Origin of the sequence: Streptomyces aurantiacus, assembly GCF_027107535.1 — a bacterium.
GTDB lineage: Bacteria > Actinomycetota > Actinomycetes > Streptomycetales > Streptomycetaceae > Streptomyces.
In genome coordinates, this window is sequence record NZ_CP114283.1 from 3,463,026 (window position 1) to 3,475,692 (window position 12,667).

At 71.9% G+C, this 12,667-nt stretch carries 13 protein-coding genes; 5 read left to right on the top strand and 8 right to left on the bottom strand.

The annotated features are described in order from the left end of the window. Positions 1-36: 36 nt before the first annotated feature. Positions 37-396 carry an ArsR/SmtB family transcription factor gene (locus tag O1Q96_RS17130; RefSeq protein WP_269249005.1) on the top strand — a complete coding sequence of 120 codons (360 nt, stop codon included), beginning with the start codon at positions 37-39 and terminating at the stop codon, positions 394-396. Between the two features lie 49 nt (positions 397-445). Here O1Q96_RS17130 and O1Q96_RS17135 read toward each other — a convergent pair whose 3' ends face one another. After that, positions 446-1,795, bottom strand: a complete 1,350-nt coding sequence (locus O1Q96_RS17135) for an FAD-dependent oxidoreductase (RefSeq protein ID WP_269249006.1) — start codon at positions 1,793-1,795, stop codon at positions 446-448. Positions 1,796-2,020: 225 nt separating this feature from the next. Between O1Q96_RS17135 and O1Q96_RS17140 the strand changes: the two genes are divergently transcribed. Then, on the top strand, positions 2,021-2,497 hold the full coding sequence (locus O1Q96_RS17140; RefSeq protein WP_269249007.1) for a DUF6214 family protein: 477 nt from the start codon (positions 2,021-2,023) through the stop codon (positions 2,495-2,497). 12 nt (positions 2,498-2,509) lie between these two features. Here the strand turns inward: O1Q96_RS17140 and O1Q96_RS17145 are convergent, their stop codons facing one another. Next, entirely contained in the window at positions 2,510-3,157 is a 648-nt protein-coding gene (locus tag O1Q96_RS17145; RefSeq protein WP_269249008.1) for a DUF305 domain-containing protein, read from the bottom strand. 193 nt (positions 3,158-3,350) lie between these two features. Here O1Q96_RS17145 and O1Q96_RS17150 point away from each other — a divergent pair, with 193 nt between their 5' ends. After that, complete coding sequence (locus tag O1Q96_RS17150; RefSeq protein WP_269249009.1) at positions 3,351-4,853, top strand: LVIVD repeat-containing protein; 1,503 nt, start codon at positions 3,351-3,353, stop codon at positions 4,851-4,853. On the opposite strand, the gene O1Q96_RS17155 is transcribed toward O1Q96_RS17150, so the two are convergent. The 5 genes from O1Q96_RS17155 to O1Q96_RS17175 all read right to left on the bottom strand — a co-directional run bounded on the left by O1Q96_RS17155 (position 4,841) and on the right by O1Q96_RS17175 (position 9,003). Continuing rightward, entirely contained in the window at positions 4,841-5,560 is a 720-nt protein-coding gene (locus tag O1Q96_RS17155; protein WP_269249010.1) for a TetR/AcrR family transcriptional regulator, read from the bottom strand. The two genes, O1Q96_RS17150 and O1Q96_RS17155, sit on opposite strands and share 13 nt — an antisense overlap. A gap of 325 nt (positions 5,561-5,885) precedes the next feature. Next, on the bottom strand, positions 5,886-6,584 hold the full coding sequence (locus tag O1Q96_RS17160; RefSeq protein WP_269249011.1) for an HAD family hydrolase: 699 nt from the start codon (positions 6,582-6,584) through the stop codon (positions 5,886-5,888). A 74-nt stretch (positions 6,585-6,658) separates the two neighbouring features. Further along, a complete protein-coding gene (locus O1Q96_RS17165; protein WP_269249012.1) occupies positions 6,659-7,342 on the bottom strand; it encodes a phosphatase PAP2 family protein in 684 nt (227 codons plus the stop codon). 67 nt (positions 7,343-7,409) lie between these two features. After that, entirely contained in the window at positions 7,410-8,342 is a 933-nt protein-coding gene (locus O1Q96_RS17170) for a M56 family metallopeptidase (RefSeq protein WP_269249013.1), read from the bottom strand. Between the two features lie 127 nt (positions 8,343-8,469). Beyond that, positions 8,470-9,003: a DUF5134 domain-containing protein gene (locus tag O1Q96_RS17175; protein ID WP_269249014.1), complete on the bottom strand. Its 534-nt coding sequence runs from the start codon at positions 9,001-9,003 to the stop codon at positions 8,470-8,472. A gap of 175 nt (positions 9,004-9,178) precedes the next feature. Here O1Q96_RS17175 and O1Q96_RS17180 point away from each other — a divergent pair, with 175 nt between their 5' ends. Both O1Q96_RS17180 and O1Q96_RS17185 read left to right on the top strand, forming a co-directional pair. Continuing rightward, positions 9,179-10,834 (top strand): FUSC family protein, encoded by a 1,656-nt coding sequence (locus O1Q96_RS17180; RefSeq protein ID WP_269249015.1) that lies wholly within the window; start codon positions 9,179-9,181, stop codon positions 10,832-10,834. Further along, positions 10,831-11,418, top strand: coding sequence for a MarR family winged helix-turn-helix transcriptional regulator (locus O1Q96_RS17185; RefSeq protein ID WP_269249016.1), 588 nt, complete (start codon positions 10,831-10,833; stop codon positions 11,416-11,418). Before O1Q96_RS17180 ends, O1Q96_RS17185 begins: the two co-directional genes overlap by 4 nt. Positions 11,419-11,522: 104 nt before the next feature. On the opposite strand, the gene O1Q96_RS17190 is transcribed toward O1Q96_RS17185, so the two are convergent. Further along, positions 11,523-12,575 (bottom strand): LacI family DNA-binding transcriptional regulator, encoded by a 1,053-nt coding sequence (locus tag O1Q96_RS17190; protein ID WP_269249017.1) that lies wholly within the window; start codon positions 12,573-12,575, stop codon positions 11,523-11,525. Positions 12,576-12,667 lie beyond the last annotated feature (92 nt).

Sequence of the window (12,667 nt, forward strand, 5' to 3'; positions counted from 1 at the left end):
CGGAGGAACCACCGGACCCGACCTACTGGAGCCGCCGTGACGACCGCCGCCCCGACCAGCAGCAGCCGCGATCTACCGCACCCCGGGCGCGGGGAGATCCGGCTCGAAGCCGTACTCCACGCGTTCTCCGACCCGATGCGGCTCCTGGTCGTGCGAGAGCTCGCCGCCGATGCCGGTGAACTGTCCTGCTCGCACTTCGACCTGCCCGTCACCAAGTCCACGACCACGCACCACTTCCGGGTGCTGCGCGAGGCGGGCGTGATCCGTCAGGTCTACCGGGGTACCGCCAAGATGAACGGACTGCGGCGGGACGACCTGGACAATCTCTTCCCGGGGCTTCTCGACAGCGTCCTCGACGCCGTCACCCGTCAGGCCGTCCGCCTCGGGGGCAGCTGAATCACCCTTCGGGGGAGGGCGCTTGGCGGAGTGTCAGGCGCATGGCGCTTCACTGGTCGCGTTCGGCCGCTTCCCGTAGTGCCTGCCAGTCGGGGAGCTTGACCACGCCTCGGCCGAGCGAGGCGCCGAGTTCCGCCTCCGCCCGTTCGATCGCCTGCCATCCCGCCCACTCGACGGGGCGCAGGCCCTCCGCCCTCAGCGCGGCGAGCGGATCCGTCGGCACCTGGCGGCGTACGAGTACGGGTGCGTCCGCCAGGAGCGAGGTCACCGTCTCCTTCGCGCAGGGGCGGTTGGTGCCGATGACTCCCGTCGGGCCGCGCTTGATCCAGCCGGCCACGTACTCGCCGGGGGACACCGACCCGTCGCGCAGGACGCGGCCCGCGAGATGAGGCACCGTGCCGCGGGCCGCGTCGAAGGGCAGGCCCTCCAGCGGTACGCCGCGGTATCCGACCGAGCGCAGAACCAATTGGGCCTCGATGTCCTCGTGTTCACCCGTGCCCGCCACGCCGCCGCGGCCGTCCGGGAGCGTCCGCTCGAAGCGGACGGCGCGCACCCGCCCTGTCTCGCCCGGGAGCAGCGCGACCGGCCGCAGGAAGAAGCGGAGCCGGATCCGCCGGGATCCGCCGGCCGGCGGCCGCTCGGCCCACCCGCGCAGCACCTCGACGTTGCGCCGCTGCGCGGCGGGCAGGGCGGACGGATCGAGGTACGCCGGATCGAGCGCCAGTTCGGCGGGATCCACGACGACGTCGGTGTCCGGCAGGCCGCCGAGCTCCCGCAGCTCCTTGGTGGTGAAGCGGGCCTGCGAGGGGCCGCGCCGCCCCACCATCCGGATCTCCCGCACCAGGCTGCCGGACAGGGCGTCGAACGCCGCCTGGGGCATGTCCGTCGGGCCCAGCTCCGCGGCGCCGCGAGCCAGCATCCGGGTCACGTCCACCGCCACGTTCCCCACGCCGATGACGACCGCCGCCCGCGCGCCGAGCACGAAACCGTCGGACACGACGTCCGGATGCGCGCTGTACCAGGACACGAAGTCGGTCGCCGACCAACTGCCCGGCAGATCCTCCCCGGGCACGCCGAGATGCCGGTCGGTGGCGGCGCCCACGCAGTACACGACCGCGTGGTAGAGCTCCCTCAGCCGGGCGGCCGGCAGCCCGTCCGGGCCGACCCGGACACCGCCGAGGAACCGCACCCGCTCGTGCTCCAGGACCGTGCGCAGCGTGCTCTGCAGCGACTTGATCTTCTCGTGGTCGGGCGCCACGCCGTAGCGCACCAGACCGTACGGGCACGGCAGCCGGTCCAGGACATCGACTCTCACCCCGGGCACCTGCTCCTGCTGGACAAGACCCTGCGCGGCGTACACCCCACTCGGCCCCGAGCCGACGACGGCGACCTGCAGCACGGCACAACCCCTTCCCCGAGGAGAACGAGGAGATCGCTGGTGCTTCCAGCATCGCACCGCACGGCCCGCCGGGGGAGGGCCCGGACCGGGCGCTTGCTCCGACGGTGTGCCGCGACGGCCCCCCGAGCGCGCCTGTCCGCAAAGATCTGATCATGCGGTTACGTTGCGTATGTGCTGGAACCATCCTTTCTTAATCTTTCCGATCGTGATGAGCCGGACGGAGCGGTGTCCGTACGACCCGCCTGGAAAGTGCGGGAGAACGGCACCGCGACGACGTGGTGCAACGTCCGGCTGGCCTTCGACGACGGTGCCGGAGTCGACCTGCTCGCGGCGGTGCGCGAGGGATGCGTCGCCATCGAGGACGTACGCGCCCGGCCTGCGCTCTCGCTCGACGACCTCGCGGTGCTCCCCGACTGGATCGAGGGCCCGCTCCTGGAGGCGTGCGGGGGCGCGGTCGGAGCGCGGAGCGACGACACGTCCGACGAGGGAAGCCCCGACAAGCGGCACGCGCGCCCTGCCCGGCCGCGCGGCATGGAGGCCCTGCGCCTCGTCGCCGCAGAGTATTCCGAGGCCCAGCAGGCGGGGCGGGATCCGGTGCTCGCGGTGATGGCCGCGACCGGGCACAGCCGTCGGCGTGCGCTCAGACAGATCGCCGGGGCACGGGACGCGGGTCTTCTCGCGCCCCGCCACGCCCGCCGTTGACGGAGCGGCGCGTCACATCTCGCGCATCCGGCTGATCTCGGACGTCTGCTGGGCGATCACGTCGTCGGCCATCTCGCCGATCTGGATGTTGTTGCCCTGTGAGAGCACGTCCGTGGCCATGGTGACCGCCCCGTTGTGGTGGGTGATCATCAGCTTCAGGAAGAGCTCGTCGAACGCCGTGCCCTTCGCCGCGCGCAGGTTCTTGAGCTGCGGCCCGGTCGCCATGCCCGGCATCAGGTCGTGGGTGTGGCCCTTGCCCTTCTTGGCGCCGCCGTGGTTCTTGAGCCAGGCCTCCATCGTCTCGATCTCCGGGCCCTGTGCGGCCGAGATCCGCTCCGCGAGCCGCTTCACCCGGGTCGACGCGGCGCGTTTCGGGACGAGTTCGGTCATCTCCAGGGCCTGGGCGTGATGCACGATCATCATCCGGGCGTAGTCCGTGTCCGCGGAGTTGGGGGTGTCGTCGTCGGAGCGCTGCTCCGCGGCGTCCGCGGCGGAGAGCGTCTCGGCGGCCTCACCCGGCTTGCCGGGGGCGATCACGGAAGGGCCCGTTCCCGACGCGGACTTGGGGTCGTCGTCCGAACCCGTGCAACCGCCGAGCGTGAGGACGACGGCCGTCACGGACGCCGTGATCAGACGGCGGGACGTACGGCGAGCGAGCACAGTGACCTCCTGTGGCACATGAATCGGCTGACACCTCGTGAGTGTTGATGACCGTCCTAACATGCTTCCGAACACTGCTGATCAAAAACATTCATTACGAATGCGTTGCCGTCTGTTGATCTGTGCATGCTGAAGACGATACTGCGGAGGTACCTGAACCGTTCGACTGCGAACGGCTACAAGGGAGGACGCAGTGACCCTGTTGAACAACCACCGAACGCGGCGCAGACGTCTCGGAGTTGCCGCCACCGCGGCTGGACTTCTGGCCGCCCTGCTGACAGCCGGTCCGGCGGTCGCGACCCCTGATCCCGGGGACGCACCGGTGACGTCGGAGAAGGTCTCCAAGAGTGAGGCCGCCGAGGCCAGGGCGGCGATCGCGAACGGCGAGATACCCGGGCAGGACGAGATCGTCCACTCGGCCAACATCGAGCACCTCGCGAACATCCCCAAGGACGCGCTGCCCGGCACCAATTCGGACCTCGCCTTCCAGGGCAGGTACGCGTTCGCCGGCAACTACGACGGCTTCCGCATCTTCGACATCAGCAACCCGAAGTCCCCGAAGACGGTCTCGCAGGTGCTCTGCCCGGGCTCGCAGAACGACATCTCCGTCTCCGGTGACCTGCTCTTCCTCTCCACCGACTCCTCGCGCAGCGACAACTCCTGCAGCAGCACCACGCAGCCCGCGAGCGAGAAGTCGTCGTGGGAGGGCATGAAGGTCTTCGACATCAGCGACAAGAAGAACCCGAAGTACGTCGCTGCCGTCGAGACGGCCTGTGGCTCCCACACCCACACGCTGGTGCCGGAGCGCAAGAACGTCTACGTGTACGTCTCCTCGTACTCGCCGAGCACCGCGTTCCCCGACTGCCAGCCGCCGCACGACGGCATCTCGGTCATCAAGGTCCCGCGCAAGGCTCCGCAGAAGGCGGCGGTGGTCAACTTCCCCGTCCTCTTCCCCGGTGACGGAGCGGACGGCGGCGGCAACCCGGGCGGGCCCACCAACCCGGGCGTCTCCAAGACCACCGGCTGCCACGACATCACCGTGCTGCCCTCCCGGGACCTCGCCGCCGGCGCCTGCATGGGCGACGGCATCCTCTTCTCCATCAAGGACCCGGAGAACCCGAAGATCATCGACCAGGTCCAGGACAACGTGAACTTCGCGTTCTGGCACTCGGCGAGCTTCAACCAGAAGGCCAACAAGGTCGTCTTCACCGACGAGCTGGGCGGCGGCGGGGCGGCCACCTGCAACGCGACCGTCGGTCCGAACCGCGGCGCGGACGGCATCTACGACATCGTCGGCAAGGGCGACAAGCGCAAGCTCGTCTTCAAGAGCTACTTCAAGATCCCCCGTCACCAGGCGGACACCGAGAACTGTGTGGCCCACAACGGCTCGCTGATCCCGGTCAAGGGCAAGGACATCATGGTCCAGGCCTGGTACCAGGGCGGCATCTCCGTCTGGGACTTCACGAACTCCTCGAAGCCGAAGGAGATCGCCTTCTTCGAGCGCGGCCCGCTGAGCACCACGACCATGGTCGGCGGTGGCTCCTGGTCCGCGTACTACTACAACGGGTACATCTACTCGAACGACATGGTCAAGGGCTTCGACGTCCTGAAGATCAACGACCGTCGTACGGACCCGGCGAAGTGGAACCGTCAGCGCGAGCTGAACGTCCAGACGCAGCCGGACTACTTCGACTGACCGGCCCCGTCCGCCTCACGACTGCGCTCCTGACCGTCACCGTGGCCCGACTCGCGGCTCTCGGGAGCGAAGAAACGTGAGACGTCCTCGCGGTACGTCCCGTCGGGTGCTTCGGCGCCCGGCGGGGCACCCCGCTCCCAGTCGAGCCCGTACCGCCGGAACAGCTCGGCCCGCAGCACCGGCAACGGCATCGCGGCCCCGGGCACCAGAGCGGTGTAGACCGAACCCATCAGCAGTGCCCGCAGCATGGGGTAGTCGACGGCGGCGTCCGCTGAGCCGTAGCGGGCCGTCGTGTCGCTGAGCAGTTCCGCCAGGCGCCGCTGCTCCGGACACTGCTTGAACCCCTCGCCCTGCAGGATGCCCGCCATGTGCTGGCGCATCAGCACGGGGTGGTCGCGGGTGAGCCCCAGGATCGCGTCGATCGCCCGGGCCATGCGCTCCCTGCCGTCCTCGGTGCGCGGCTCGCGCTCCAGCGCCTCCTCCAGCGTGCGGTGCATCAACCGGTGCACGGCGGACTGGACGAGCAGACGCTTGCCGGGGAAGTAGTACGAGACGAGGCCCCGGGCGGAACCCGCGCGGTCCGCGATGTCGCCCAGCGTCGTCGCGTCGTACCCCCGCTCGCCTACGAGCTCGAGCGCCGCCTGCAGGAGCCTCTCCCGGGAACGCCGCCGCAACTCTTCATTGACCGAGGCGCTGCGAGGGGACATCCTATGTACTCCTGCGTTGACTGGCTGCCAGCCAACTATACTCAACGCGTCCGGACCGACTCCTTCAGGGGTCTTGTCCGGGCTGCCGTCCGCTCGGGGCGACGCGGGGGATCGTCCCGGGCGGGCGGGAAGGACGTGTCCCGTCCTGTGACCGGGTGCCGGTCGAGCGGGGCGGACGGCAGACGCCACGTGCGCCGGATGCCGGAACCGGCGCTTCTGTACCGCCCCGGCGCCGCTCGCCGCACGCAGCCGCTCTCGGGGGCCGGCGCCGACCTGTCGAGGGCCGGCTACCTCGACCTGCTGGACCTGAGGGACGGACGCGTCCTCAGCGGATCAGCTCCAGCACGGCCCGCAGGGCGTCCGGACGCTCCGTCACCGGCAGATGGTCGACGAAGTGCACCCCGCACCCCAGGGCCGCCGCCCCGCCGTCGGCGTGCCGGTCGTCGCCCACCATGAGCGTCTCGCGCGGATCGGCCCCGAGCGCGTCGCACGCGGTCGCGAAGAGCCGGGCGTCGGGCTTCTGGATGCCGTACTCGTACGACAGGACGTAGGCGCCGACGTACGGGTCGAGGCCGTACTCGCGGAACACGGGCCGAGGGTCCCAGCCGATGTTGCTGACCACGCCGACGGCCACGCCGCGCTCACGGAGTGTGTGCAGCACCTCGGCCGCGTCGGAGTACGGGCGCCAGGCCGCCGGCGTCATGTGGCGGTCGTACAGCGCGTCGTGGAGCCCCGGAAGGGGAAGCGCCACCTGACGGGAGGCCCCGGTGTACGCGGCCCGGTGCAGTTCGGCGCTCTGGTCCCGGACGGCCCACAGGGCGGTCAACTCGTCCGGAGCCGGAACCGAATCCGACGAACAGGCCCCGCCGGGCAGCGCACCCGCCGCCTCCAGCTCCTTCGCCGTCCGGAGCAACTCCTGCTCGGACAGGGACACTTCGGCATCGGCCAGTACGGCGCGCAGCCAGGACTCGGTGGATTCGATCCGGAAGAGCGTCCCGGAGAAGTCGAACAGCACGGCAGTCATGCGGTGGATTTTACCGGCGGGTCCGTCCGGCGAGTGTGTGCTGCCGGGCCATCGGGCAGAGCCGGCGCGTGCCGTCAGCGCGGTTCGGCGGTGCCCCGGAACCGCGCGTACGTGGCCACGGCGAGTGCCACCGCCAGCGCGCCCAGGAGCCAGCCTCCGAGCACGTCCGAGGGCCAGTGCACACCCAGCCAGACACGAGTGAGCCCCACGCCGACGACGGACACCACCGACACGGTCAGCGCGACACGCCACAGGACGCGCCCGGCGCCGTACAGGTGGAGGAGCCACAGCAGCAGGCCGCACACCACCGTGGCCGTCATGGCGTGCCCGGAGGGAAAGGCCGCGAAGTGGGCGGAGTCCACGGGGTCGGACCAGACGGGCCGCTTCCGGTCGACCGCCGCCTTGAGCCCCTGCTGGAGCAGGGTGCCGAGAAGGCAGGTGGCGGCCACCCACAGGCCGAGCCACCACGCACCGTGGTGCAGCACCAGCCAGAGCACGGCGACGGTGACGATGGCGCGCATCGTCCACGGGTCCCACACCCAGTCCGTGAGGATGCGGAACGCCTGGGTCACATCAGGGTCGTCGACCGCCCAGCGGTGGGTGGTGCGGGCGATGTCGCCGTCGAGGGTCATGAGCGGATCCCAGGAGAGCGTGACGAGAACGAGCAGCAGCACGGTGGGCAGGGCGAGAGCCGCGGCAATGCGCATGGCGATCCCGGTGCCTGACGCGTGGGGCGGCGAGTCGACGGGAGAGTGCATGCATCGATCCTCGCCGACCGGTGGGGCCGGAGGCGAACCCGGGGTGCCCGGAGCGTGGCGAATCCGGCTACCCGAGCGCCCGCAGGCCCGGTACGAAGGTCACCAGGACGGGGACCACCGGCACCAGCGCCGCGGCCGCGGTGAGCCTCAGCCGACGGACGGCCGGGAGGCGGTCCGGGGGAGTGAGCAGCCGGTGGACGCGCAGCGGGACGTGGGCCTGCGGGGTGGGGCAGGGGCCGAACACCCCGCGGTCCTCGTTGAGTTCCACCAGCGCGAGGGCGATCGTCAGCCGGCCGAAACGGCGCGACGCCATGTCGTCGGCCGCGAGTTCCACCAGCCGGTGCATCTCGTCACGGAACGCCGCGAACACCGGAACCCGCGGAAAGCCGGTGGCCAGCGCGGCCGAGGAGTGCAGCAGCCAGTCGTGCCGGGCGCGCGCGTGCCCCTGTTCATGGGCCAGTACGGCGTCCAGCTGCTGCCCCTTGAGCCGTCGCAGTGCGGCCGTGGTGATGACGAGCCGGGGTGCGGCTCCCGGCAGCCACCAGGCGTCGGGACGCTCGCCCTCCAGGACCACGAGGCGCTCGCTGCCCGCCTGCTCGCCGGGCAACAGCGGTGCACGCAGGAGGAGTTCGCCGCTCTGCTGACGGCGTCCGGTTCTGGCCCGGGTGATCTCGCGGGCCAGCATGGTCGCGCTCCACGCGGCGCCGAGTGCGAGCGTCACCGCCGTCGCCGCCGCCCAGGGGCCTCCGGTGAGCGCGTAGGCCTCCACCACGGCGTGCGGGGCGGGGGCGAAGACATGGCCGCGGACCCCCTGCCAGGCGGCGGCCGCGCTGAGCGTCATCGACAGCGCACAGCACAGCAGTACGGCCACCACCACGCACTGCCACACCCACAGGGCGACCACCGGTTCGCGGTCCTGCCAGTCCGTCCGGGCGAGCAGCCTCGGAGCGAGGACGGCGGCCAGGGCGCCGAGCAGCAGCAGTGCCGCGGGGACCATCATGGGTGCAGCCTATGAGCGCGGCGGCGCCCCCGGATACGACCGCTCGCGGCAAGTGACGCAGACCACGATCGCGTCCGGCCGGTCCGGGGCGCGGAAAACGCCGGTCCAGAGCGTGAGAAGGGCTTGCTCAGAGTGTGAGAAGCATCGCGAGCATCCCGATGCCCATGGAGAGCCGGCAGGCCCGCGCCAGCTCCAGCCGGTCCCCCCAGCCGGCCGCGCGGACACCTCCCGGGTGCCCGGCGACGGCGAGCGGGACGAGCCGCGTACCGGTCCAGAGCACGTACGCCGTGAAGTACATGAGCAGTGCCCCGGTGAGGGCGGGAACTCCGGAGTGCGCCCCGCTCGCCATCACCGCGGCCATGTAGACCATGGCGAACGCGCCCACCAGGTGGTGCAGATGGTGGGTGCCGCTCCGCGCCGCCCACAGGGCGCGCAGGGCGGCCGCCCCGAACACGGCAGCGTAGGCGGCCCAGGCCCAGCGCGGCGGCGCCAGCGCCACGGCGGGCACGGCCATCGCGGCCATGCCGAACCCCATCAGTGCCTCACCGCCCGCGGTGCGGCGCTGCTCCTCGACGGTGCTGCGCATGCGCAGCAGACAGTAGGCCCCGGTCGCCGCGCACAGCGCGACGAGCAGCCAGCCGGACGACGCCGGACCGTGCACCGCGTACCTCCCCGCTCGACGGTGTCGGACAGTCCGGTCGAAGAGATGCCCGGGCCGGGCGGAGCGCAAGCGAGCGCAATGGGGTACGCGGGGAGCGTGCGGGGGGGGGTGCACCACGATCCGGGACGCGAGGCGGCAGTGTTTTACTAGTAAAATACCTGCTAACCTTTTGGCCATGAGCAGTGCCGAACCGAGCCCCGTCCGCGTGCGCCGACTGCCCCTCACCGGGGTCCTGCGTATCGGCCGGCCCTCCGACATCTGGTTCAAGCCCGCGCTGAGCGTGGTCGTCGCGGTCGGGGTGCCGAACCTGACGCTGCTGGCGCTCGGCCGACTGGACCTCGCCCTCTACACCATGGCCGGATCCCTCTGCGCGCTCTACGCCCACCACCTCCCGTACGCGGCGCGCGGCCGTGCTCTGGCCTGGGTGGTGCTCGGCATGCTCGCCTCGGTCGCGACCGCGCTGGTCACGGCGTCGCTCACGTCCTCCGCCGTGATCCTGGTCTGTGTCGGCGCACTGCTGGCCGCCGCGCAGAAGGCGCTGTGCGACGCGACGCGCATCGGTCCGCCCGGACCGGTGATCTTCACCTTCATCAGTTCGGCCTCCCTCTTCGCTCCGCAGACGCTCGGCCAGGTCCCCGGCCACCTCGCTCTCGGTGCCGCGGCGGGCGCCTGGGCCTGGCTCGTCGGCATGGCGCCGGGCCTCGTGCGCCCGCACGGGCCGGAACGCCGGGCCACGGCCCGCGCTCTGTACGCGGCCGCCGCGTACGTAGAGGCCTCCCCCACCGGCCCGGCCGACGGCCACGAGAGGGCCCGGGCCGCCGCGGCGGCCGCCGTGCACGCCGCCTGGCAGCCGCTCCTCGCCGCCGGTTCGCGTCCGGAACCCCGCCGCTCCCTCGAACGGCTCGTCGTGCGGGCCGAGATCGCACTCGCCGCCCCGGGCGACACGGACCCCGCCCGCCTGCGTTCCTGGGCGCGCGACCTGCGTGGCACGAAGCCCGTACCCCGCCTCGCACCGGGACCTGCCGCCGACGAACTGCTCGGCGTGGAGATCGAACTGGCCGCCGGACAGGCCCGGCCGACCAGCAGGCTGCGCCCCCTCCTGCCGCTAGCCCTGCGCACCGCGCTCGGCTGTGCCCTCGCCGGTCACGTGTCGCTGGCGCTCGGCGTCGGCCGTCCGTACTGGGCCCTGGTCACCGCCGCCTCCCTCTATCAGACGAACATCACCCTGACCTGGAGCCGGGGAGTGCAGCGCGTCGTCGGCAACCTGGTGGGCGTCCTCCTCTTCGCGGCCGTCGCCCCGCTCGCCCACCTCGGCCCCGCGGCGCTGGTCCTGTGCTGCCTCGCCTTCAACTTCGGCGCGGAGGCACTGATCAGCCGCAACTACTGGCTCGGCAGTATCTGCGTGACCCCGATGGCGCTGCTGATCACCGAGTTCACGGGCTTCCAGGAGCCCGGCGGGCTGATGACGGACCGGCTCGTGGACACGCTGGTCGGCGCGTTCGTCGGATTCGCCGCTGCGGTCGCCGTCACCAACCGGCGGGCAGGGGACCGTATCGAGGACGCTCTCGACACCGCGGACCACGCTCGCGCGCACGCGGAGCGGCTGATCGCCGCCGAGCGCCCCGGCCCCGCCGCACTGGAGTCCGCCCGCCGTCGTTTGGCCGCCGCGCTCGTCGAACTGCGTGCCACCGCCGACGCGGCGGCAGGCGAATGGTGGCAGCGCGCCCTGCCGGAGGAACGGGTGATGCTGGCCGAGCAGGCCGGACACCGTACGCTCGCGGCGACGGTACGACGGCAGGGACCGCACCTTCTGGAGGGCACACGGGCATGACGGCAGCGAACGGGGGAAGGGCGGCCGGTGTCGGCGCCGCCGGTGGCGGGACACAGGGGGAGGCCGCCGGGGACCCGGCCGCGGGCGACACGCTCGCGGCGGTGGTCCGGCAGTGGCAGGCGGTCCACCCCGACCTCGACACCGGCCCCATGGAGATCATCGGCCGCATCAACCGCTGCGCCGCGCTCCTCCAGCAGGCCGAGGACGCGCCCCTGCGACACGCCGGACTCACGCGCCCCGAGTTCGACCTCCTCGGCGCCCTGCGCCGCACGGGTCTCGAACTGACACCCGGTGAGCTGGCCCGTGAGACCTTCTCCTCCGGGGCCGCCGTCACCAAACGGCTCAAGCAGCTGACCGAACGTGGGCTCGTCGAGCGCCGCGGCGACACCCGTGACCGGCGCGTCGCCCATGTCCGCCTCACGGACACCGGACGCGCCCTCGTCGACGGCATCCTCCCCGCGCAGCTCTCGTACGAGACAGCGGTCCTGTCCGGAGTCGACCGCACCAGACAGAGCGAACTGGCCGCTCTGCTCGGCGACCTGCTCGTCCAGCTCGAGGGCCGGCTGCGCGGGCCGCGCGTCTGACCTGCGAGGGGCCCCATCCGCCGCACACCGGCACGCCGGCCCCTGGGCCCCTGCCCAGGAATCGCCCGCCCCGCGCCCGCCGGACGGCCGGGTCCCGGCCCGTCCTACGGTCCGGTGCGCGCCGGCGCCGTGCTGGACCGTACGACCAGTTCGGTGGCCAGCTCCACCCGGGGCGAGTCGAGCTTCTCGCCCCGGGTGAGCCGCAGGACCGTACGGGCTGCGAGCTTGCCCATCTCGGCGAGGGGCTGGCGGACCGTCGTGAGCGGCGGAGCGGACCAGCGGACTTCCGGAAGGTCGTCGAAACCCACCACGCTCATGTCCTCCGGGACGCGCGCCCCGCGCCGTCGCAGCGCCTCGACGGCGCCCATCGCCATCTGGTCGCTCGCGGCGAAGAGAGCGGTCGGCGGTTCGGCGAGACCGAGGAGGGTGGTGCAGCCGGTGAACCCGGACTCCTGGTAGAAGTCCCCGGGCACGATCAGCGACTCGTCGACGGCGATCCCGGCCCGGTCCAGTGCCGCCCGGTAGCCGTCCAGGCGGGCCCGCGAGCAGAGCAGCCGGGGCGGGCCCGCGACGAACCCGATCCTGCGGTGGCCGAGCCGCAGCAGATGTTCGGTGGCGGCCATGCCGCCCGCCCAGTTCGTGGCGCCCACCGTGGGCGCGTCCAGGGCGGGGGAGCCCGCCGGATCGACCACCACGAGCGGTACACCCAGACGGCGCAACTCGTCGTGAAGGACGGGTTCCAGTACGGACGTGACCAGGACGACGCCGTCCGAGGCGCGCGCCCGCAGATTCGTCATCCACTGGCGGGCGTCCCCCGAGCGCCCGTGGATCGCGGACACGACCGTCCCGACACCCGCCGCGTGCGCCACCTCCTCCACACCCCGGATGATCTCCACCGCCCAGGGGCTGTCGAGGTCGTTGAAGACAAGGTCGATCAGTGCGGCGCGGTCCCGCGATCCGGCCGGCCGCCTGCGGTAGCCGTGCCGGTGCAGCAGGTCCTCCACTCGGGCGCGCGTCCGCGGGGCCACGTCCGACCTGCCGTTCACCACCCGCGACACGGTGGGTACGGAGACCCCGGCCTCCCGCGCGATCTCCGTGATCGTGACCTTCCCCCGGCCCGTCCGCGTCCCGCTGTCTCCGGCTTCCCCCACGGTCAACTGCCCCACCTCCGTTGACGGTTACCACGTGCGCCTCTACCGTTCCGGACGCACTCTCGAAACTTTGCAGAGGTCTTCCGGAAATTCCGGGA

Bases quoted from the DNA above. Each gene is read 5' to 3' on its own strand.
- O1Q96_RS17155 (WP_269249010.1), bottom strand. From the start codon at position 5,560: ATGTCCCCTCGCAGCGCCTCGGTCAATGAAGAGTTGCGGCGGCGTTCC.
- O1Q96_RS17160 (WP_269249011.1), bottom strand. From the start codon at position 6,584: ATGACTGCCGTGCTGTTCGACTTCTCCGGGACGCTCTTCCGGATCGAA.
- O1Q96_RS17165 (WP_269249012.1), bottom strand. From the start codon at position 7,342: ATGCACTCTCCCGTCGACTCGCCGCCCCACGCGTCAGGCACCGGGATC.
- O1Q96_RS17170 (WP_269249013.1), bottom strand. From the start codon at position 8,342: ATGATGGTCCCCGCGGCACTGCTGCTGCTCGGCGCCCTGGCCGCCGTC.
- O1Q96_RS17180 (WP_269249015.1), top strand. From the start codon at position 9,179: ATGAGCAGTGCCGAACCGAGCCCCGTCCGCGTGCGCCGACTGCCCCTC.
- O1Q96_RS17185 (WP_269249016.1), top strand. From the start codon at position 10,831: ATGACGGCAGCGAACGGGGGAAGGGCGGCCGGTGTCGGCGCCGCCGGT.